A 20,326-nucleotide genomic window follows, 5' to 3' on the forward strand; every position below is an offset into this window, starting at 1 on the left:
CACGAAAAAAAGCGACATCAGACGTCATGTCTAATATCGCTTCAATAGTCGCTAAAAATGGATAGAATCCAGCCGTAAATAAGCCGCTTGATGAGTCTCCATCTGCCTCTCTTTTATTCGTCACTTAAAAAAGACTAGAAAAACAAGTCAAGGTTACGTATAATGAGAGGTGTTAGCGCTTCGGCGTTAGCCTATTGGTGCTTGATTAGTCAGTGAGTGCTGATTGGTCAAGGCTTCATACTGCCTCTGGGGTTGGCGCCCCGGAGATAGTAGCCAATGGTTTGTATGTAATTGTCTGGGTCGTTCCTAACGCCCACAGTGTACAATTAAACGAAAACGCTGTCAATACCTTTTTTTTTAAATAACATCATTTATATAACTTCCCTCTCCTCGCGAAAAGTTGTGAGGAGGGGGATTTTTTATAGAATAAAAGGAGTAGTACTGACACATTGCCTCGTACCTGATTCCCACCCACACTTCATATTGTCTCATATCTTTTTTAGGTTAGGCGTACCTCTTTATACAAAAACAATAATCGAGTGTCCGTTGTTAATTGTTAACTAATGACTTCCGATTATATAACATGATAATGGATGGCTAAAAAATCAAAAAAACTCAACCTACATAAATATGAAGTCGGTTCATAATTCCTATACCAACTCAAACTCACTATTCCCTCTGTCAGTTTTCTTGAAAACTGATGGTAACTATTATACGACTAGTTCAGTATACTTATTCTTCCATTATTTTTATGCTAGCTCTTCTCGATATATATCCTGTTATATAATCGAGAGCCCGTTTTACTTCCAGCTAACCCAAGCTGAAAGTCCCGCAAGCACTCTCAATTATTCCAATCTTTAGAGAGGATATATATTTCCGACTTATTTTACGGGACGTATATAGTCAGCGACTATTTAACTTTTTTCACTTATTTGAAGCAAAATTTAACCATCAAGAAGCTCTACTCCCAAGAAAAGCTAGGTGCCGTCAATCAAGTTATTCTAACATTAATTGCAGCTCTTTTGATCTGAACAATTATACTGGAATTAGGAATTTGTGGTTCACTATTTAGGGATTGACCCGATCAACTAGTGGTTGAGGCTCGTTTGAGAAAAAATTTATAATTAAGAAACAGATGATTCTTCTTTTTGAATGATTGTTACTCAATGTCATTCCTCAGGAAAGGGACATATGTTTCTTTTTTTACGGTAGTGTTACAGTTTAAGTGCAACACAAAGAAATCATCATAAAATTTCTTTATAATGGTGTTTGCGAGAACAATCATTAGGAGGATTTTTACGATGACGTCATACAAAAATCTTACTATAACTGAACGATAATTAATATTTCTTTACTCAAGAATGTCATATTCGATTCGGCGAATCGCAAAGTTGCTAAAGAGAAATCCAGCTACAATTAGCCGAGAATTGCGTAGGCATTCAGAGGAAAACTTTGAGTACTCTCCGTCTCACGCTCAGAGAAGATACGAGGGAAATAAGCGGTGTTGCGGTAGACGTAGGCTACTGGATGATTCTAGTTTAAAACTAATTGTAGAAACCCTTTTTATCAGCTACCAATGGTCGCCTGAACAAATTTCAAATCGACTAAAACTAGAGAGTCAGAAGAAGTACGAAGATGGACATGGGTTCTTTTCAACAGCCAAATCTATCCATGATCGCCCTGTTAACATCGAGAAAAGACGTGATTTAGGTCATTGGGAAGCTGACACCGTTCTAGGAAAAAAGGGCAAATCATGTGTTGTGACTCTTGTCGATCGTAAATCAAGGTTCTTACTGATTGGTAAATCAGGAGCTAAAACAGCTGAGTCAGTTACGGGAACAATTCAGAAGTTATTTTCAACGATTCCTCACCAAACTAAAAAAACCATTACGCCAGATAGAGGGCTTGAGTTTGCTTATTATAATCGAATCGAACAAGAAAATAGTGTTGAGTGTTTCTTCGCTGATCCTTCCTCTCCTTGGCAAAGGGGCACAAATGAAAATACCAATGGATTGGTACGTGAATACCTTCCAAAACGAACTGATATGGATCCTATTTCTAATGAGTTTATTCAGTCTGTAGCCAATAAACTAAACTTCAGACCAAGAAAAAGTTTAGGGTGGAAAACACCCTACGAAGTATTTCATAATAGTGACTTGGAATTAATTTGACTCTTAAAAAAAAGAGAAATACTATCAAAATAGTATTTCTCTTCAAGTAAATAATTATAGCTATTATTATTTCTCATCACTGCTGGATGTTAATTAAATATTCTTACTTTTTTACATAAACATCATCACCGTGATCATTAAGAATTTGATAATCAAATCCTTGTTTATTCCAAAATCGTTTATTCCGGTTGTTTGAGACATTTAGTGCACAGTAAATCGCCTCTTCATTTTTTTTAACATACTGCTCAAAAAATTGGAATACCTCTGTGCCAATATTTCTATTACGAACTTTTTTTTCTACGCAGAAGTCTAAAATAAAACATTTTCCATCTTCTAAGTTATATATCTTATACATTATAAATCCGATATATTCACCTGTAACATTATATATATATGAAAATTGTAATGTTCTAGCGTTTTTTTGAGAGTTAGTATGTAAATCCATGATTATATTGTAATAGTCTGTTGACTGATACCATGAAACTATCTCTTTTAGTTCTTCACCTGTTTCATCTAAATATGGGAAGATATCATTTTTTTCATACTCTCTTTTTTTTCTCCAAAAATCAGCTATTTCAGCTTTTGTTATCATTTTTTTTAAGTGAAATTTCATATTATTTGAATCTCCTAACTGTTATATTAGTTGATTAAATAATTTATAGACTAATTGAGAGCTACATCAACCACATAACACCGTTTGTCTCATTTTTATTATTTTTCATAATCATCACCTCTTGGGTAATTATAACATATGAGATATCGCTATTTACACGAATTTTTTTGATTTTATTTTTTTATGTTGCACTTAATTTGACAGAGTACGACATTAAAATAGCTGAGAATAGCTTTTCTTCATTCAGCTCACAAATTTAATAGCCTAATTATATCGGCGGTATAACCTGTTACTTTTTTATTATCTATACTAAAGACATCACCTCAGTATCGGTTAAGCGATACAGTAGGAATTGATAATCTAAGAAAATGAGGAGGTTAGCATGAAAACTATTTATATACTATTAACCCGTTCTAACACCTATCTTTCAAAGTTAATCCAACAAGTGACGTCAGATGATTACACTCATGTTGCGATTGCTTTTGATGAAGACTTATCACACTGTTATAGTTTTGGTCGGAAAAATCCGTATTTTATGTTACCAGCAGGATTAACTTTAGAAAGTGTTACTAACTATTTATCTGACTACCGTAAAGATATTCCTTGTGCGCTATATCAGCTAAAAGTATCGGAATCAGCCTTTAAGCAAGCGAAAGACGCAGTGGAACAGATGCTCAAAGAAAAAAATGACTATCACTATAACATCATTGGATTAATCTGTTGTAAGTATTCTATTCTCTATGAACGAAAAAGACATTATTTCTGTTCTCAATTTGTGGCTGAAATTTTAGAAAACAGTCAGGCAGTCGTTTTACCGAGACCAGCTGAGTTAATTCGACCAATTGATTATATTAATTTAGCCACAGGTAGCTGCTTATTTACTGGTAATATCAGTGAACTAGTTGCAACTGTAACTGTAGACCCACAGGAGACAACTGGCTCATTGCTAGTGAAGTGAGAAAGGAGGAAGCATGGAATTTAATGAGAACATCCCGATCTATTTGCAAATTATCACTCATATAGAAAAACAGATTTTAACCAATCATTGGTCAGCAGGAAAAAAAATCCCCTCTGTACGGGAGCTATCTAAAGAGTTACAAGTTAATCCTGGAACTGTCCAAAAAGCTTATGCCGTTTTGGAGCAAAGGCAGATTTTGTTGACTATCCGTGGAATTGGTAAACAAGTAACGGTTGAGCAAGTCATTATTGACAAATTAAGAGAAAAACGGCTTGTCGATAGTTTGGAAGCATTTTGTCATGACATGAAGGAACTAAATCTGGAAAAGAAAACGATTCTGGATCGAATAAGTGCAACACAATGGTAAGGTAATAAACGAAAAAGAAAGAGGTGGAATAAGCGTGACATTATCAGTCCAGTCCTTGACTAAAAGTTATGGACCAACTAAATCTATTTTGCTTGACAGCAATTTTATTTTCGAAAAAGGCAGTATAATCGGTGTTTTAGGAAGAAATGGCATTGGAAAAACGACGTTACTTCGTAGTTTAGCCCAAATTGAACCTATCCAAAGAGGCGATATTTTCTGGGATAATCACTTGTTAAGAAAAAAGGAAATTTCATTTGTCAGTTTGTCGAACTATTATTATAAACGAAAAACAGTTGAACGAGTTATAGCTGAATTTCAATGGCTTTTTGCAGATTTTGATAGCGATAAAACAAAAGAATTATTAGCAACTATTAAAATACCTTTAACAGAAAGAATTGACAAAATGTCTACAGGCACACGACAAAAATTTGAAATTGTGTTAACTCTGGGGCGAAAAGTTAGCCTCTATCTATTTGATGAACCATTTTCTCATTTAGATTATTCATCAAGAACTGATATTAAGCAACTGATTCAGATGACTTTAGCAGAAGATAATATGATCGTTTTTACAACCAATATGCTAGAAGATATGGATAGACTAATGACAGATGTCTTAATTTTTACGGATCAACAACAACTTGTTTCTTACAATTTAGAGCTAAAAAGAGAAGAAACTAATCAGTCACTCAAACAATTGTATAGGGAGGTCACTCAATGACATTAAGTAAATTTTATTTCAATCAAACGAAAGAATTTTTCTTTAGGGCTGTAACGGCTATTGTCTTATTAAATTTTGTCGGCTTGGCTATTCGCTATTTTTACAATGGAAATGGAGCTTTTTTTCGTCAAAATTCTCACAGTTTTGGTGAGTTTACCGCAGGCGGCTCACCTTTACCACTATTTGCTATGAGTATTTGTTCCATGATTATTTTATGGTCAGTAAACCGAATGGATATGTCCGATGAAACACGAACACCGGCTTCTTTTTTTGAAGCGAAGGAATATCATAAGCTGTTGGCGCGATTTTTGGTTAGTTATAGTGAAGTTGCGATTTTAGTGCTAATTGAAGGCTTGTTCATTGTTGCTTATGGTCATGTTTCACTCAACCTAGTCCAAGTTATCCTCTTTTTTCCACTGTTAGCGTGCTACTGTACGGCATTCATCGCCTATTTTATTTTATTGAAATGGGTCATTAAAGAGGTTAGTTCGAATCACAGCTTAATGATTGGAGGATATGGGGCAGCTCTGTTTCTTATTTTTATAGGAAATGGGCTTAGTCGATATTATTTTTCTGCAATCGATCAATGGTCTTTTCTTAATGACAGTCACGTGTCTCTCTCTACTTTCTTATTTAATTTGAGTGTGTCTGCAGGGATTATCTGGCTATATTTACGGAAAAATGATACTAGAAAGAAGCGTGTTATTGAATCTCGTTGATTCCCTATTTTTTATTAAGACGGTGGGTTTATTTTGTAGAAGGCTGACAATTATCAGATAAAAGAAATGAAGTTTGACAAATTATTTAATGTAGGAGGAAAGAAATGTTTAAGAAAAAAAGTGTTCGAATAAGTATAATAGTGTCGTTAAGTATAATGTTAGTGGCAGGTGGTGGTCTTGCTTATTACCGTCTGTCTCGCATTCAAGGGACGGTCGAGGCATCGGTGATAAATGAAGACTTAGCTAATGAAAAGGGCCCTAAAGTGGTCGTTTTTACCCAAGATCGCGCCTTTAAAAATGAAGTAATGAAAAACGTTGTTGCTGATATTGAAAAAAGTGATATTTATCTAGAGATTCAACCAATTGAGAAGATTAGCAAAGAATTAGATAAATGGGATAAAGTAGTGATCTTTACAACCGTTCAATCGAGTGAACCACCTGAAAATGTTTTGCCAGTTATTACTGAATATAAAAAGGATGATCGAGTAGGAATATTTTTGACGGCGGAATCAGGTGAGTGGGCTCATCAACCTGAAGATGTTGAAGCTTTTACAGCAGCATCGAGGAATTTAGATAATGTCGATCAGTTTACAAGTAACATACTAGCTTTCATAAAAGAATAAATATATAAAGTCGGAAATATATATCCTCTCTAAAGATCGAAATAATTGAGAGTGCTTGCGGGACTTTCAGTTTGGGTTAGCTGGAAGTAAAACGGGCACTCTCGATTATATAACAGGATATATATAGACATTGCTCTTAGTTAAATGTAGCGAGAAATAGTCTATATCAATGCTGTGAAATTAGTGGGGAGTGAGAAAAAAGTAGCTCAACTCTCTACTTTTTTCTCCACAAATTTAGATATTAAATGATAATAAAAGGTGCTTTCTTTGTCTGTAAAAAGCCTGTTTCATGAAGTTCTTTTAAGCAAAGTGAGACTCGTGATTGAGAGGTACGACAAAAACGGGCTAGTATCTGTTGAGTAATCTCTTTAGGGAGTTTAAGTTGCTCAGACTCGGTTGGTTCGCCAATAAAATCACTTAGATACAACAAAGTTCTTCTAATTCGTTCAACTGGTGTTAAATGTAAAAAATCAAAAAAATGATAGTGTCGTTGAAAGACATCTGCAAAATTGGTTAACAACAATGCATAAAGTTCCGGTTTTTCGTTAAGAGCAGACAGTAAGAAGTCTTTTTTTATTTTTATTATTTTGGCGTTGGGGCTAATTATTTTAATGGCATGATTTTTAGTCTGATAGCTAGAGAAAGTATCTAAGCCAAAAAAATCATTTTCAAAAATGAAAGCCGAAATATAAGGAGTACTCTCTTCTAAAATATCAACTACTGCTAGTCCATGTTGTAATAAAAAAAGATAGTCTGATTTTTCATATGTGATAATAACATACTCGTCTTTAAACATGGTTAACCCTTGAAAATCTTCGGTAAAGGGCCCTAATGATTTTAAATAATCGATTATGCTTTTATTGTTTTTAAAATGTTCCATCAATTACACCCCTCACATTTAAGTAGGTTGTATCCATTTTATAATTTCAATGCCTCGTGACACAAGGGATGAAATCAACTAAAAAAGAGTATTCTCTATGACTATTATATATCAACCGCCATTTTTTGACATTGAAATTTTAATATAATCCATTCAGCGATATAGTGAAATACTCTCCCCATTACCGATTGAAAAGTAGTAGCTTTGTTTAATAAAGAGCATCGTGTCGAAAGATCAGTTACAGTTAATTGTGAAGCTACTTTTAAAGCAAAGCATTTGTCATTCGTTATATTGGTGGGAGAAAAAAGATCTCTCATTTAGTTTTTTCAAGCTAAATGAGAGGTCTTTTATTTCCTTTATTTAATTACAACATATTCTAAATCAACCATTTTAGCCCAAGCGACCAATTGCTCCGTTGTTAGATTTAACGATACAACAGTATGATGTCCACCACCATTTTCAATCCAAGCACGAACACCCGTTTCAAAATCTGGTTTCACTTCCCAAAGAACACGGGCAACTGGCAAATGTGGTGCCGGTTCTGTTGGCTCAAATAAAGATACCTCATTAATCAATAATTTGTAATGAGTGCCAAAATCAGCCATTGAGACAACTACGCCTTCACCAGCCTTGCCATCAAAAACTAACCGTGCTGGATCTTCACGGTTCCCCATACTTAATGGGGACACAACAATTTTAGGTTTATTAACTGCTAAAGTTGGATCAACCTCCATCATATGAGATTGTAAAATAGCTTCCTTCCCTTGTGTCAGTTCATATGTATAATCTTCCATAAAACCAGTATTTTGATTATGTGCCATGATTTTCAACAAGCGATCAATTGCTGCTGTTTTCCAATCACCTTCACCAGCAAAACCATAACCTTCGGCCATTAAACGTTGAACTGCTAAACCAGGTAATTGTTCCATGCCATAAAGGTCTTCAAAATTACTAGTGAAGGCTGTGTAATTGCCAGCTTCTAGAAACCGACGTAAGCCAATTTCTATTTTCGCTTGTGTTTTAACATGCTGATTCCAGTTTTCGGCCACATAATCACCATAATCGAAGTCATACAACGCTTTATATTCAGCAAAAACAGACTCCACTTCCTCTTCAGTTACTTGGTCTACACTATTAACCAAATCACCTATACCAAAGTAATCAACAACCCATCCAAACTGAATCTGTGCCTCAACTTTATCACCTTCCGTTACGGCAACATTACGCATATTATCACCAAAACGAGCAACCTTAATGCCAAAACTCATTTCATAAGCCACTGCCACATCCATCCACTCGGCAATTTGTCTTTGAACGGTTTCACGTTGCCAATAACCAACCACAATCTTATTATTTTTTTGTAAGCGGGCGTTGATAAATCCATACTCACGATCACCATGAGCGCTTTGATTCAAATTCATGAAATCCATATCAATCGTTTGCCACGGGATACTTTCATTGTACTGTGTTGCTAAATGTAACAATGGTTTTTGTAACATTTTTGTGCCGCGTATCCACATTTTAGCTGGTGAAAATGTATGCATCCACGTAATCACACCCGCTACTTCATCTCGATAATTTGCTTCTTTCATAATTTGGGTAATTGCCTCTGCCGTAACAGCCAATTTTTCTTGCAAACGGATTGGGTAAGGTAATTTCCCACTATTGTTTAAGCCGTCTACAACTTCTTTTGCATGTGCTTTTACTTCTAGTAATGCTTCTTCTCCATATAGATGTTGTGACCCAACAACCAACCAAAATTCTTTTTGATTAACAGTTAACATTGTTAACGACTCCTTCATTCTCTTTATTTTTGACCATAATAGGCATTTTCCCCATGCTTACGCAAGTAATGTTTATCTAATACACGTTGAGGTAGCTCTTCAGCAAACTGATTTAATTGACGGGCATATAAATTTGTCTGGCAAACCTCATCTAAAACGACAGCATTCATCACCGCACTTTTAGCATCTTTCCCCCAAGTAAATGGTCCATGACCATGAAGTAAAACACCTGGAACAGCCGTTGGATCAATTCCTCGTTGTTCAAATGTTTCAACAATCACATGACCTGTTGCCATTTCGTAGCCTTGATCAATCTCAGCTTGAGTTAAAAAACGTGCACAGGGAACTGTTCCATAAAATGTATCAGCATGAGTCGTTCCCATAGCTGGCACATCTAGTCCTGCCTGTGCCCAAATTGTCGCCCAAGTCGAATGGGTATGCACAATAGCACCGACTTGACCAAAGTATTTATATAAAACAGCATGGGTTGGCATATCCGATGAGGGAGTTAACAGCCCTTCAACCACTTTCCCATCTAAATCACAAACTACCATGTCACTTGCGGTCATATTGTCATAATCAACACCACTAGGTTTGATAACGAATAAACCTTTTTCACGGTCAATCCCACTTACATTCCCCCAGGTGTACTTAATCAATCCACGTTCTGGTAGCTCCAAATTAGCTTGCAAGATTTCTTCTTTTAATTGTTCTAACATACCGACTTCACTCCTGTCTTAAATTGTCCAAGGCAGCTTGTTCAATTGACAACCCCTTACGATAACGCTTAATAAAGGTTTCAAAACCACGGCTATCACTTATTTCTGGTGAAACAGTCATGCCTTTATCACCTGCAAAAACCTTACTTTCCAAATAATCCTGTAAACTTAATTTATCTTGAAAAAGTTGATATGCTGCTAATAAAGCAATTCCCCAAGCTCCACCTTCACCAGCTGTTTCCATAACTGAAACAGGCACGTTGATAACTCCTGATAGTATTCGTTGAGCGACCTCTTTTGTTGTAAAAATTCCACCATGTCCCAAAATCCGATCAATCCTTACTTGCTCCTCTTTCAGTAAGATATCCATTCCGATCTTCAACGCACCAAAAGCCGAAAAAAGGTGAGTACGCATAAAGTTGGCTAAATTAAAGTTACTTTCAGGCGTTCTAACAAAGAGCGGTCGCCCTTCAGCCATACCTGTAATATTTTCTCCGGAATAGTAACCATATGAGAGCAAACCACCACCGTCTTCATCTCCTTCAAGCGCTTGTCTAAAGAGTGTGCTATAGAGTTGATTTGCATCAAGTGGCTGACCAATAGCAGTAGCAAATTCATCAAAAAGGTTAACCCATGCATTAATATCTGATGAACAATTATTAGCGTGAACCATTCCTACTAAACTGCCAGAAGGGGTGGTAACTAAATCAATCTCTGGATGAACGTTCTTTAATTTCTCTTCAAGAACAATCATTGCAAAAACCGACGTACCAGCAGACACATTACCCGTTCGTTCCGCAACAGCATTAGTCGCAACCATACCTGTGCCAGCATCCCCCTCTGGCGGGCAAAGTGGAATCCCTCCTTGAAGCTTGCCAGAACTATCCAAAAGCTTTGCGCCCTCAGTCATCAGCTGACCAGCATTCTCACCAGCCACTAACACGTCAGGTAAAATGTCCCCCAAGTTCCACGGATAGTTATACTCAGCGATTGTTTGAGCAAATGTTGTTAGCATCTCTTGCTCATAATTTTTCGTTGCACTATCGATCGGGAACATTCCAGAAGCGTCTCCGATCCCCAAGACTTTTTTTCCAGTCAATTTCCAATGGACATAACCAGCCAAGGTAGTGATATAACAAACATCTTTCACATGCTGCTCTTCATTTAGTATCGCCTGATATAGATGAGCAATACTCCAACGTTGGGGAATGTTGTAATTGAATAGATTGGTTAAAGCTTTTTCCGCTTGGGCAGTCGTTGAATTGCGCCATGTTCTAAACGGGACTAATAACTGGTCATTTTTATCAAATGCCAAGTAGCCATGCATCATGCCACTGAAGCCAATTGCCCTGATTTTCTCTATTGATTGATTGTAAGTCTGGGCAACCTCTTCTGCTAATCCTTGGTAACATTGTTGTAAACCTTGCCAAATTTCTTCAAGCGAATACGTCCAATAACCATCAATTAATTGGTTTTCCCATTCAAAACTGCCGGAAGCAATCGGTGTGTAATTTGAATCAATTAGAACAGCTTTAATCCGTGTTGAACCAAATTCAATCCCCAGAGTTGTCATACCCGTTGCTAGCTCTTCTCTAATTCGTTGCTTATTATCCCTCACGCTATTTCCTCCTCGTATTACTTCTTGCTATGATTTGATCGTTTATTTTTCTTATTCTCCTAATAAACATGTCCGAACGTCAATTATCGAAGTTATAACGCCCTGTACGTTAGTCTTTAGATTGATTTAACAGCAATAATACTTCTTGTAAAACGGCCTCTCCATTCAAGGTTTCATAGTCTTCTTTGGAAATTAATTTGTAGGGAACTGCTTTGACAGTTAAAAAATCTTTCAATCGGGCCACTTCATATTTTGACTGCGGACCAATTAACAATGCATCTAAATGTTGATTTTGAATAATTTGCTCGGCAATAATAGCAGGCGCTGAATAAATATGAAGCTTTAACCCTTGATTATCAGCAGCGTTCTGCATATTTTTGACTAATAACCCCGTTGTAATTCCCGCCGTACAAATTAAAAGTACCGTTTGATCTTCCTTAGTTGACATTCTGACTGCCCCTTTTTAAGAAATTTTCTTTTTCTTATTATAGATATCTAATACAACTGCTAATAACAGGATTAAGCCTTTGATAGCTTGCTGCCAATCGACTCCAATACCAAGTATAGACATCCCATTATTAAGAACTCCCATCACTAACCCACCGACAATCGCTCCCATAATAGTACCAATTCCACCTGAAGTCGAGGCACCACCAAAGTAAACAGCTGCCATGGCGTCAAGTTCCATTGAAACACCGGCTTGTGGTGTTGCAGCATTTAAACGAGCGGCTAAAATCAGGCCTGCTAACGCAGCCATGGCACCCATATTGATAAAAACTAAAAATGTTAATTTTTTGGTCTTTATTCCTGACAATTCTGCTGATTTACGATTACCACCCGTTGCATAGATTTGTCGTCCTGCTACGGTTTTATTCGTTAGAAAACCATAGACAGCCACAATAACACCTAAGATAATTAGGATTATTGGATAGCCTTTATACGCTGCAAAAATATAAGTAACAACTAAAATAACTAACGCAGTAAACATTGCTTTTAAAATAAATGCATTTACTGATTCAACTTCAAAAAGATTTTTTTGCCGTTTACTGCGGGTGCGCCACTGACCATAAATCATCATACAAGCTAGCACTAATCCTAAAACCATCGTTAAAAAGTGTAAGTGATCCCCACCAATAATATCTGGTAAGTAGCCTGTTGAAATTTTTTGGAAAGTAACTGGGAATGGCGCTAGTGATTGCCCGCCTAAGACAACTTGAGTCAATCCACGAAACATTAATAAACCGGCTAAAGACACAATAAAGGCTGGTATCCCCACATAAGCGACCCAAAACCCTTGCCATGCGCCAATTAAAGCACCGATTGCAAGGCAAATTGGAACGGCAATCATTGGGCTTAAATCGAAGTTCACCATTAGATAACCCGCGATTGCTCCAACAAAAGCCATGACCGAACCGACTGATAGATCAACGTGACCTAAAAGAACTACTAATAACATCCCCGCAGATAAAACTAAAATATGACTATTTTGTAAGACTAAATTGGTGATGTTCAACGGTCGCCAAAAAATCCCATCTGTCATGACTTGAAAGACAATTAATAAAAAAACCAAAATAATTATCATGCTATATTTACTGAAGAGCTCAACCGCTTTATCCTTGAAATTGAAACTCTTCTTTTTCTCTTGTCCCTGTTCCATTTATGAAACACCTTCCTTTTCAGCCGTCATTAAACTCATCAATTTTTCTTGTGTTGCTTCTGCTCGCATGACCTCACCTGTCATCCGCCCTTCATTCATCGTATAAATCCGATCACACATGCCAATAATTTCTGGTAATTCAGAAGAAATTATACAGACACACTTGCCTACTGCTGCCATTTCTTCAATTATTGTGTAAATTTCATATTTGGCTCCAACATCAATACCACGCGTTGGTTCATCTAAAAATAAAATATCAGGTTCAGTCATTAACCATTTAGACAGAACAACTTTTTGCTGATTACCACCGCTTAAACTGCCTACATTTTGATAAATAGAACTGGTTTTCGTTCGCATTCGCTTGCGATAATCTTCCGAAACAGTGACTTCTTTTTCCTTGTCTAATACCCCTCTATGACTAATTTTCTTAAGACTCGCTAAGGTCGTATTTTCACGAATATCCATCAACAGATTCAAGCCCAGTACTTTTCGGTCTTCTGAAACATAAGCCAGACCATTTTCAATCGCTTTAGGGACATTTTTAACTGATATTTCTTGATCTTCTTTGTAGACAGCTCCTGAAATATTACTACCATAAGAGTGACCAAATAAACTCATAGCAAACTCTGTTCGGCCAGCCCCCATTAGACCAGCAATGCCTACAATTTCGCCACGTTTAATTGAAAAATTAATCTTATCATTGATAATTCGAGTGTTATCTATTGGATGATGAACGGTCCAGTCTTTGACTGAAAAATACGTTTCACCAATCGTTGGAAAACGCTCAGGATAACGATTAGTCAATTCACGACCAACCATACCGCGGATAATTCGTTCCTCTGACACTTCTTCATTCTCAAGAGTTTCAATCGTTTGACCATCACGAATGATTGTAATTCGATCTGCTACTCTGACGATCTCGTTTAGTTTATGGGAGATAATAATCGAGGTGATACCTTGACGCTTGAATTCTTCAATTAAACTCAACAAGTTGGCACTTTCTTCTTCATTTAATGCCGCAGTCGGTTCATCTAAAATCAAGAGTTTGACTGATTTAGAAAAAGCCTTGGCAATTTCGACTAACTGTTGTTGCCCAACAGCAATTTGTGATACTAAGGTATTAGGGTCTATATGTAACCCTACAGTTTTCAAAAGATTTTCGGTTTTTTTCTCTGTTAAATCCCAATCGATGACACCGTGTTTCCCTTGTTCATTTCCTAAAAAGATATTTTCTTTAACTGATAAGTATGGGCTCAACGCTAATTCTTGATGAATAATGACAATCCCTTTTGCCTCACTATCCTTAATATCTTTAAACTGACAGATTTCATCATTGTATACAATATCACCTTGATAATTACCAAAGGGATAAAGGCCACTCAAAACATTCATCAATGTGGATTTGCCCGCGCCATTCTCGCCACATAAGGCATGAATTTCACCGCGTTTAACTTGAACATTGACATCATTCAACGCTTTGACACCTGAAAAATCTTTAACAATGTGTTTCATTTCCAATATATTATCAGACATCTCGTCACTCCCTTAATTAAGAAACCAGGCTGGAACGCTCAAGTCGTTCGCAGCCTGCTTCACTATTTTGCTAAGTCAGATTCCTTATAATAGTCTGTTTCGATTAATTCAGCTTTATAGTTTTCTTTATCGACTGAAATCGGATTTGCTAAGTAGGTAGGCACCACTTTTTCACCGTTGTCATACGTTTCTTTATCGTTTACTGGCACCTCTTTTTCTTCGACAATCGCTTCAATCATTTCAATTGTATTTTTAGCCAAAATTCGTGTGTCTTTAAAAATAGTCTGTGTTTGTTCGCCGGCAATGATCGATTTCACCCCTGCTGTAGTGGCATCCTGTCCGGTAATAACAGGTAGTGGTTTATCACTAGCCCCATAACCAATCCCTTTCAAAGATGATATAATCCCTAAACTAATTGGATCATAAGGTGATAAAACCGCATCTAACGTCTTATCTGTGTAATTAGCACTTAAAAGATTGTCCATTCGTGCTTGAGCGGTTGAGCCATCCCAACGTAAGGTTGCAATTTGATTAAAATTTGTTTGCCCAGAAGGCACAACAAGCTGTTTACTATCCATGTATGGTTGGAATACCGACATAACACCGTTGTAATTAATCAACGCATTATTATCATCAGGTGAGCCACCAAATAATTCAATATTAAATGGACCTTTACCATCCTTTAGTTTCAGCTGCTCTTCAATATATGATGCTTGTAAAACCCCGACACCAAAGTTATCAAAGGTTGAATAATAATCAACGTAAGGTGAATTCATCAATAAACGGTCATAAGCAATAATTTTAATGTCTTCTTGATGGGCTTTGTCTAAAACATCCGTTAATGCTGAGCCATCAATCGAGGCAATGACAATAATGTCAACCCCTTTAGTAATCATGTTTTCAATTTGTGCTACTTGATTTTCAACTTTATCCTCGCCATACTGCAAATCTGTTTTATAACCTAATTTTTCTAACTGCTCCACCATATTGTTACCATCGCCAATCCAGCGTTCAGCAGATTTCGTTGGCATCGCAATTCCAATATAAGCTTTAGCATCTCCTTTACCACCTGAACCGGAATTACCTGATCCACAGGCCGCTAGAAACACCCCTAGTACTAATGTCATGATTAACCCAAGACTTCGTTTAACGTTCTTTTTCATTCCTTTTCCCCCTTAAACTCTCTTATTTTTTGTATCTTTAGCTTAACAAGTAAAAGCAAACGTTTCCATATAATTACTTTAGAATTTACTTGGTCTTTTTTCGAATGGTGAGTTTAACATAACTAAAAACTTGATTATCTTTTGAAAACCTTGATTATTTTTCGAATCCACTAATTAATCGTGTAAGCGGTTTTTAATAGCTGATAAGTTTGTTACAATTAAGCTGTTACTACAAGGATGGTGAGCTTACTTATGAAAAAAAATCATGTAATTCTATTATTAGTTATTCTGTCTAGTCTCCTTTTTAGCTCCTGCAACTCGAAAGAAGCCCCGCAACAAAATAACATCGTTATTGGTTTTTCGCAGTCAGGGACTGAGAGTTCTTGGCGAAAAGCACATACTCGTTCAATTTTAGACGAGCTAAAAAAAAATGACTATCAGGTACTCTATCGTAACGGTTTAATGAATCAAGAACAGCAGATTCAAGACATTCGCTCATTTATTGCCTATCGTGTCGACCTGATTGTTTTCTCTCCTTTAACCGAAAGCGGATGGGAGCCTGTTCTAAAAGAAGCGGAAGCAGCTAGCATCCCGATTATTTTGGTTGACCGTGATATCACTTCGACAAGTAGTCATCTTTATTTATCTCATATAGGGCCGAGTTTTAAAGCCGAGGGAAATCGAGCTGGTCTTTATGTAACTAATTTTTTTGCAAAAGAACAACGACCGATTAATGTCTTAGAGCTCAGTGGCTTACAAAATACCTCGCCAACGACTTTACGAAGTGATGGCTTTCGTGAGACTCTCAGTCGAGATTCCAAAATCACTATTAAAAAGACGGTTTATGGTGATTATACCCGTAACAAAGGAAAGGAAATGATTAGACAATTAATCAAAGAAGATCAACTTCAAGATATTGACGTCTTATACAGTCATAATGACGAGATGACCTTAGGCGCCTTAGAAGCTCTTGAAAAAACAGAGATTCAACCTGGAAAAGACTTAATTATTGTGACAATTGACGGCCAAGAAAACATCATAAAAAAACTTAAAACGGGACAAGTTAATTGCGTAGTTGAATGTAACCCTCATGCTGGCTATTACGTAGCGCGAGCCATTGAGCGTTACTTAGACGGCAAGGTTATCCCCCATGAAATTTATATGCCAGAAACTATTTTCTCTGATCAAAACGGCTTAGATAATATTCCCACCCGAAATTATTAAAGGAGGCAGACTGATGTTTACATCTAAAAGTATTAAACAGATTTTTCAAAAACAAAATATTTTAATTTTAGTTGTTGCACTCCTTCCTTTAATTTTCAACACTTTTTTCTACACTAAGCAACTTTACACATATCAAAAAGTTGTTGAAAACATTAATGCTGCCAATGAGGTGTCATCGATTGTGAAAGATGACATTCTCGTTAAGATGTGGGATTTAGCATCTGGACAAACAAGTGCGGACAGTCCTGAGGCTAAAAATATTCTCAATGATGTCAGAAAGGACATTAAACAAATCGAGGCTAACACGACCGATCAAAGTGAAGCTCGAATTCTTGAGGTATCTTACCGAACCCTCGATACCATTCAAACTTATTTAGACGACATGATTCATAATTTACAAACTGAGCAGCCAGTTGCTGATAATGACACAATTATGGTTCAAATTGATTCCGTTAATGATCTATTGTACAACGTCTTACAAGAATTTGTTCAACTTGAAATTGAACTAGCCAGCCAAAAAAATGATCATATTGCCCAATCCGTTACCATTCTTTTAGTCGTGCAAGGTCTTATTTTTATTGTTATTCTTTTTTTCATACTCTGGACAAAACGAACCTTAACAGCTCACGTTCAAGAACCAATTGAAACCCTTGTTACAATGGCCAATAATTTATCAAAGGGGAATTTAACTTATCGCGTCGAAGCAACTGGAGTTGAGGAATTAGATACCTTAACCAATAGTTTAAATCAGATGGCCACTGAACTTGATCGTCTGATAACTGACAATGCTGAAAAACAATATCATTTGGCCCAAAGTGAAGTTCGCGTCTTACAGGCTCAAATCACACCACATTTTATTTACAACACTCTTGACGCCCTATTAACATTAGTCGAGCAAGGGAAGATCGACAAAGTGAAAGAAACTATTTACGCCTTATCTGACTTCTTTAGAATTTCTTTAAGTCGAGGAAAAGACTGGATTTCTGTTGAAAAAGAAGTCCGGCATGTCACTGACTATTTAACCATTTTACAAATACGCTATGGTGAGGGACTTGACTATCATATCAATATTCCTAAAGCACTCGCACAATACGATGTCTTAAAAATGATCTTGCAGCCATTAATTGAGAACGCTGTCTATCACGGAACTAAATTTGTTCGCAGGCAAGGGATTGTTGAGTTGATTGGTTATGAGGATGCGGATTTTCTATACTTTTTAATAAAGGATAATGGGATTGGGATGACACCGGAGCGCTTATTTGAAGTCAAAAATGAGTTAGCGAAGGGAATTGACACAACCTTTGAAGATGGCTATGGTTTATACAATGTAAACAAACGAATCTTGCTTTACTATGGTAGTTCAGCTAGCTTAACCGTAGATAGTCTTTATCAAAAAGGAACTGTCATGACAGTTATTGTTCCTAAAGTAAACAAAGAATTTACAGAAAGAAGTTGACATTATGTATAAAGTTTTTATTGTAGAAGATGAGCATTTGATTCGAGATAATCTTAGAAATCTATTACTCTCATTTAAGGTGGATTACCCCATTACCTTTTCTGGTGAAGCAGCCGATGGTGAATTAGGCCTAGCTACCATGCTAGATATCAAGCCTGATATCTTAATTACTGATATTCGCATGCCATTTATGGATGGACTAACTTTGGCCCGTGAAGCAAAAAAAATCATGCCCTGGTTAAAAATCATTTTTATCAGTGGCCATGATGATTTTGACTACGCTAAAACAGCCATCCAATTAGGTGCGGATGAATACCTATTAAAGCCTGTTAAAGAAGAAGAACTAAGAAGTGCACTAGAAAAAGTGATTAAAAAATTAGATAGCCAGAAAGAACGCACAACAACTGTAACTGAAACATCCCCTTCTTTTCTAGTAGAGCTACAAAAAAATCATTTTCTAAATGGCCTCTATCGCGGAGAGTTAACCGTCACAGAAGCTATTGAAGAAACGAAACAACTAAATCGACACCTTATTGGCAATAAATTTATCGTTTTACTTGCTACCAATAAATACGATGCCAACTTTGCGGATTATAGCCGTTTCTCAGACTATTTAAATGTCCTGTTTGAAGCAGATCCTACTATTATCTTCTCCAGTATTTCATCTGAGTATATTAAATTTCTAGTATTTCATCCTGATAAGAAAGAATTACTTGAAAAGTGTTATCAAATTGCTAATACGCTAATCCATGAACTAGAGCAAGAAGAGTCTTATGAAATTGTTGTCGCTTTTGGGACCGTAGTAGAACGGATTAGCGACATTAAAAACTCCTTTCAAATAACGGAACATTTAATCCAAACATATGGTAAATTACGGACTGAAAAAATCATTAGCTATGAAGACGATATTCAAGAGGGTGAAGTTTCACCGACTAACCCCTTCAAATTAGATTTAGCCGACCGATTATCTGCACTAAATCCACTTGAAATACCTGATTTGGTTTCTGAATTAACTGGTATTCCCGGTGACACTGAAGAGCGAAACCGCCTATATCGATTTTTTGTATTAATTGAGCTTGTTAGTCTCATCCGAAAAAAAGAACCCAATACCCATCAACTTAATACAAAACAACTGAGTAACATTGAGTATTTATCCACAGTTTCGATGACAGTCGATAATTTTCAAGCAGTGGCAACTCCGCTGATTAACTACTTAACAGAAAATAAAATCAATCCTAAGATGATTAAATATCGGAGCGTCATTCAAAAAGCCCTTAATTATATTAATCAACAGTTTACCGATCCTGATATTTCATTAAATTCAGTAGCAGAAGAAGTTTCTCTTAGTCCAGCCCATTTTAGCACCATCTTTTCTCAAGCCATGGACACGACATTTATTGACTACTTGACTAATTCTCGCATTGAATTAGCTAAAAAATTACTGAAAGAAACGGATGACCGACTGAGCACTATCGCTTTTGCGATTGGCTATAGTGATCCCAATTATTTTAGCTATTTATTTAAAAAGAAAGTCTCCGTCTCGCCTAAACATTATCGAAATAGTAAAAAAACTTTTTAGCACTAGTTTTGCAAAGGTTTTCAAAAACAGAAAAAACTTTGATTTAAAACGACTCATGAGCAAAAAAATCCTTTATATTGGATTTGGGTGACTTACCTAAGACCAATATAAAGGATCAATACCGTGGATAAGTATCACTCAAAAACCTCTTTCCAAAAATGGTTTTTTCCGAATGCTCAAACAGTCATTCAACAGTATGATTACTACAGTATGAAACTTGGCCAACGCTTATGCCAAGGAGTAGGTATTCAATCGATTGACCACATTGAAATCACAAGCTATCACACTCACGATGTGTTGATTATTAGTGAGCAACATATCTCTCTTGATTGTAGAAAATCTTATGCGAACTCACATTTTCAACCCATAACAATTGTGACCAAGGACCAAAAAATTCTAAGTCTGGTAACAAATCAATTTGACTTAAAGCCTCAAGAACTAGCCGATATCTACCAGGCAAGATGACAAATTAAGCTTTTTTTCAAAGACTTGAAGCAAAACTTAACTATCAAGAACCTCCACTCACAAGATGAGCAAGGCACCG

General features: G+C 36.4%; 19 protein-coding genes. 10 read left to right on the plus strand and 9 right to left on the minus strand.

Features of this window, described 5'->3' with window-relative positions:
• Positions 1 to 1,361 precede the first annotated feature (1,361 nt).
• Positions 1,362 to 2,171 (plus strand): IS30 family transposase, encoded by an 810-nt coding sequence (locus AC5KOD_RS05595; protein WP_496913552.1) that lies wholly within the window; start codon positions 1,362 to 1,364, stop codon positions 2,169 to 2,171.
• Positions 2,172 to 2,274: 103 nt separating this feature from the next.
• On the opposite strand, the gene AC5KOD_RS05600 is transcribed toward AC5KOD_RS05595, so the two are convergent.
• Positions 2,275 to 2,784: a GNAT family N-acetyltransferase gene (locus AC5KOD_RS05600; protein ID WP_496913553.1), complete on the minus strand. Its 510-nt coding sequence runs from the start codon at positions 2,782 to 2,784 to the stop codon at positions 2,275 to 2,277.
• A 382-nt stretch (positions 2,785 to 3,166) separates the two neighbouring features.
• Between AC5KOD_RS05600 and AC5KOD_RS05605 the strand changes: the two genes are divergently transcribed.
• From AC5KOD_RS05605 to AC5KOD_RS05625, 5 genes are all read left to right on the plus strand, one after another.
• Positions 3,167 to 3,742: a hypothetical protein gene (locus AC5KOD_RS05605; protein ID WP_496913554.1), complete on the plus strand. Its 576-nt coding sequence runs from the start codon at positions 3,167 to 3,169 to the stop codon at positions 3,740 to 3,742.
• Positions 3,743 to 3,755: 13 nt separating this feature from the next.
• Positions 3,756 to 4,109, plus strand: coding sequence for a GntR family transcriptional regulator (locus AC5KOD_RS05610; protein ID WP_496913555.1), 354 nt, complete (start codon positions 3,756 to 3,758; stop codon positions 4,107 to 4,109).
• A 34-nt stretch (positions 4,110 to 4,143) separates the two neighbouring features.
• On the plus strand, positions 4,144 to 4,827 hold the full coding sequence (locus AC5KOD_RS05615; protein WP_496913556.1) for an ATP-binding cassette domain-containing protein: 684 nt from the start codon (positions 4,144 to 4,146) through the stop codon (positions 4,825 to 4,827).
• Positions 4,824 to 5,546, plus strand: coding sequence for a hypothetical protein (locus tag AC5KOD_RS05620; protein ID WP_496913557.1), 723 nt, complete (start codon positions 4,824 to 4,826; stop codon positions 5,544 to 5,546). Before AC5KOD_RS05615 ends, AC5KOD_RS05620 begins: the two co-directional genes overlap by 4 nt.
• 104 nt (positions 5,547 to 5,650) lie before the next feature.
• Positions 5,651 to 6,169 (plus strand): hypothetical protein, encoded by a 519-nt coding sequence (locus AC5KOD_RS05625; RefSeq protein WP_496913558.1) that lies wholly within the window; start codon positions 5,651 to 5,653, stop codon positions 6,167 to 6,169.
• 241 nt (positions 6,170 to 6,410) lie between these two features.
• Here AC5KOD_RS05625 and AC5KOD_RS05630 read toward each other — a convergent pair whose 3' ends face one another.
• The 8 genes from AC5KOD_RS05630 to chvE form a co-directional block, all read right to left on the minus strand.
• The gene (locus AC5KOD_RS05630) at positions 6,411 to 7,049 is read right to left on the minus strand and encodes a Crp/Fnr family transcriptional regulator (protein WP_496913559.1); all 639 of its coding nucleotides are present in this window, start codon (positions 7,047 to 7,049) and stop codon (positions 6,411 to 6,413) included.
• Positions 7,050 to 7,405: 356 nt separating this feature from the next.
• Positions 7,406 to 8,833: an L-arabinose isomerase gene (gene araA, locus AC5KOD_RS05635; RefSeq protein WP_496913560.1), complete on the minus strand. Its 1,428-nt coding sequence runs from the start codon at positions 8,831 to 8,833 to the stop codon at positions 7,406 to 7,408.
• A 23-nt stretch (positions 8,834 to 8,856) separates the two neighbouring features.
• Positions 8,857 to 9,552, minus strand: a complete 696-nt coding sequence (locus tag AC5KOD_RS05640; RefSeq protein ID WP_496913561.1) for an L-ribulose-5-phosphate 4-epimerase — start codon at positions 9,550 to 9,552, stop codon at positions 8,857 to 8,859.
• A gap of 7 nt (positions 9,553 to 9,559) precedes the next feature.
• Positions 9,560 to 11,125, minus strand: a complete 1,566-nt coding sequence (locus AC5KOD_RS05645) for a xylulokinase (protein ID WP_496913576.1) — start codon at positions 11,123 to 11,125, stop codon at positions 9,560 to 9,562.
• A gap of 154 nt (positions 11,126 to 11,279) precedes the next feature.
• Positions 11,280 to 11,618, minus strand: coding sequence for a PTS sugar transporter subunit IIB (locus AC5KOD_RS05650; protein WP_496913562.1), 339 nt, complete (start codon positions 11,616 to 11,618; stop codon positions 11,280 to 11,282).
• 15 nt (positions 11,619 to 11,633) lie between these two features.
• Positions 11,634 to 12,827, minus strand: coding sequence for a multiple monosaccharide ABC transporter permease (mmsB, locus tag AC5KOD_RS05655; protein WP_496913563.1), 1,194 nt, complete (start codon positions 12,825 to 12,827; stop codon positions 11,634 to 11,636).
• A complete protein-coding gene (mmsA, locus tag AC5KOD_RS05660; protein WP_496913564.1) occupies positions 12,828 to 14,360 on the minus strand; it encodes a multiple monosaccharide ABC transporter ATP-binding protein in 1,533 nt (510 codons plus the stop codon).
• 62 nt (positions 14,361 to 14,422) lie between these two features.
• A complete protein-coding gene (gene chvE, locus AC5KOD_RS05665) occupies positions 14,423 to 15,523 on the minus strand; it encodes a multiple monosaccharide ABC transporter substrate-binding protein (RefSeq protein WP_496913565.1) in 1,101 nt (366 codons plus the stop codon).
• A 252-nt stretch (positions 15,524 to 15,775) separates the two neighbouring features.
• On the opposite strand from chvE, the gene AC5KOD_RS05670 reads away from it, so the two are divergent.
• The 4 genes from AC5KOD_RS05670 (at position 15,776) to AC5KOD_RS05685 (ending at position 20,247) form a co-directional block, all read left to right on the plus strand.
• Positions 15,776 to 16,747 carry an ABC transporter substrate-binding protein gene (locus tag AC5KOD_RS05670; RefSeq protein ID WP_496913566.1) on the plus strand — a complete coding sequence of 324 codons (972 nt, stop codon included), beginning with the start codon at positions 15,776 to 15,778 and terminating at the stop codon, positions 16,745 to 16,747.
• Between the two features lie 13 nt (positions 16,748 to 16,760).
• On the plus strand, positions 16,761 to 18,203 hold the full coding sequence (locus AC5KOD_RS05675) for a sensor histidine kinase (protein ID WP_496913567.1): 1,443 nt from the start codon (positions 16,761 to 16,763) through the stop codon (positions 18,201 to 18,203).
• A 4-nt stretch (positions 18,204 to 18,207) separates the two neighbouring features.
• Positions 18,208 to 19,782, plus strand: a complete 1,575-nt coding sequence (locus AC5KOD_RS05680; protein WP_496913568.1) for a response regulator transcription factor — start codon at positions 18,208 to 18,210, stop codon at positions 19,780 to 19,782.
• A 123-nt stretch (positions 19,783 to 19,905) separates the two neighbouring features.
• Positions 19,906 to 20,247 carry a hypothetical protein gene (locus AC5KOD_RS05685; protein ID WP_496913569.1) on the plus strand — a complete coding sequence of 114 codons (342 nt, stop codon included), beginning with the start codon at positions 19,906 to 19,908 and terminating at the stop codon, positions 20,245 to 20,247.
• Positions 20,248 to 20,326: the final 79 nt, after the last annotated feature.

This window comes from Vagococcus sp. WN80Y (assembly GCF_059621045.1).

Coding starts and splice junctions, on each gene's coding strand:
- AC5KOD_RS05620 (WP_496913557.1), top strand. CDS start 4,824: ATGACATTAAGTAAATTTTATTTCAATCAAACGAAAGAATTTTTCTTT.
- AC5KOD_RS05600 (WP_496913553.1), bottom strand. CDS start 2,784: ATGAAATTTCACTTAAAAAAAATGATAACAAAAGCTGAAATAGCTGAT.
- AC5KOD_RS05670 (WP_496913566.1), top strand. CDS start 15,776: ATGAAAAAAAATCATGTAATTCTATTATTAGTTATTCTGTCTAGTCTC.
- AC5KOD_RS05650 (WP_496913562.1), bottom strand. CDS start 11,618: ATGTCAACTAAGGAAGATCAAACGGTACTTTTAATTTGTACGGCGGGA.
- chvE (WP_496913565.1), bottom strand. CDS start 15,523: ATGAAAAAGAACGTTAAACGAAGTCTTGGGTTAATCATGACATTAGTA.
- mmsB (WP_496913563.1), bottom strand. CDS start 12,827: ATGGAACAGGGACAAGAGAAAAAGAAGAGTTTCAATTTCAAGGATAAA.
- AC5KOD_RS05610 (WP_496913555.1), top strand. CDS start 3,756: ATGGAATTTAATGAGAACATCCCGATCTATTTGCAAATTATCACTCAT.
- mmsA (WP_496913564.1), bottom strand. CDS start 14,360: ATGTCTGATAATATATTGGAAATGAAACACATTGTTAAAGATTTTTCA.
- araA (WP_496913560.1), bottom strand. CDS start 8,833: ATGTTAACTGTTAATCAAAAAGAATTTTGGTTGGTTGTTGGGTCACAA.
- AC5KOD_RS05645 (WP_496913576.1), bottom strand. CDS start 11,125: ATGACAACTCTGGGGATTGAATTTGGTTCAACACGGATTAAAGCTGTT.
- AC5KOD_RS05605 (WP_496913554.1), top strand. CDS start 3,167: ATGAAAACTATTTATATACTATTAACCCGTTCTAACACCTATCTTTCA.
- AC5KOD_RS05630 (WP_496913559.1), bottom strand. CDS start 7,049: ATGGAACATTTTAAAAACAATAAAAGCATAATCGATTATTTAAAATCA.
- AC5KOD_RS05680 (WP_496913568.1), top strand. CDS start 18,208: ATGTATAAAGTTTTTATTGTAGAAGATGAGCATTTGATTCGAGATAAT.
- AC5KOD_RS05640 (WP_496913561.1), bottom strand. CDS start 9,552: ATGTTAGAACAATTAAAAGAAGAAATCTTGCAAGCTAATTTGGAGCTA.
- AC5KOD_RS05625 (WP_496913558.1), top strand. CDS start 5,651: ATGTTTAAGAAAAAAAGTGTTCGAATAAGTATAATAGTGTCGTTAAGT.
- AC5KOD_RS05675 (WP_496913567.1), top strand. CDS start 16,761: ATGTTTACATCTAAAAGTATTAAACAGATTTTTCAAAAACAAAATATT.
- AC5KOD_RS05595 (WP_496913552.1), top strand. CDS start 1,362: ATGTCATATTCGATTCGGCGAATCGCAAAGTTGCTAAAGAGAAATCCA.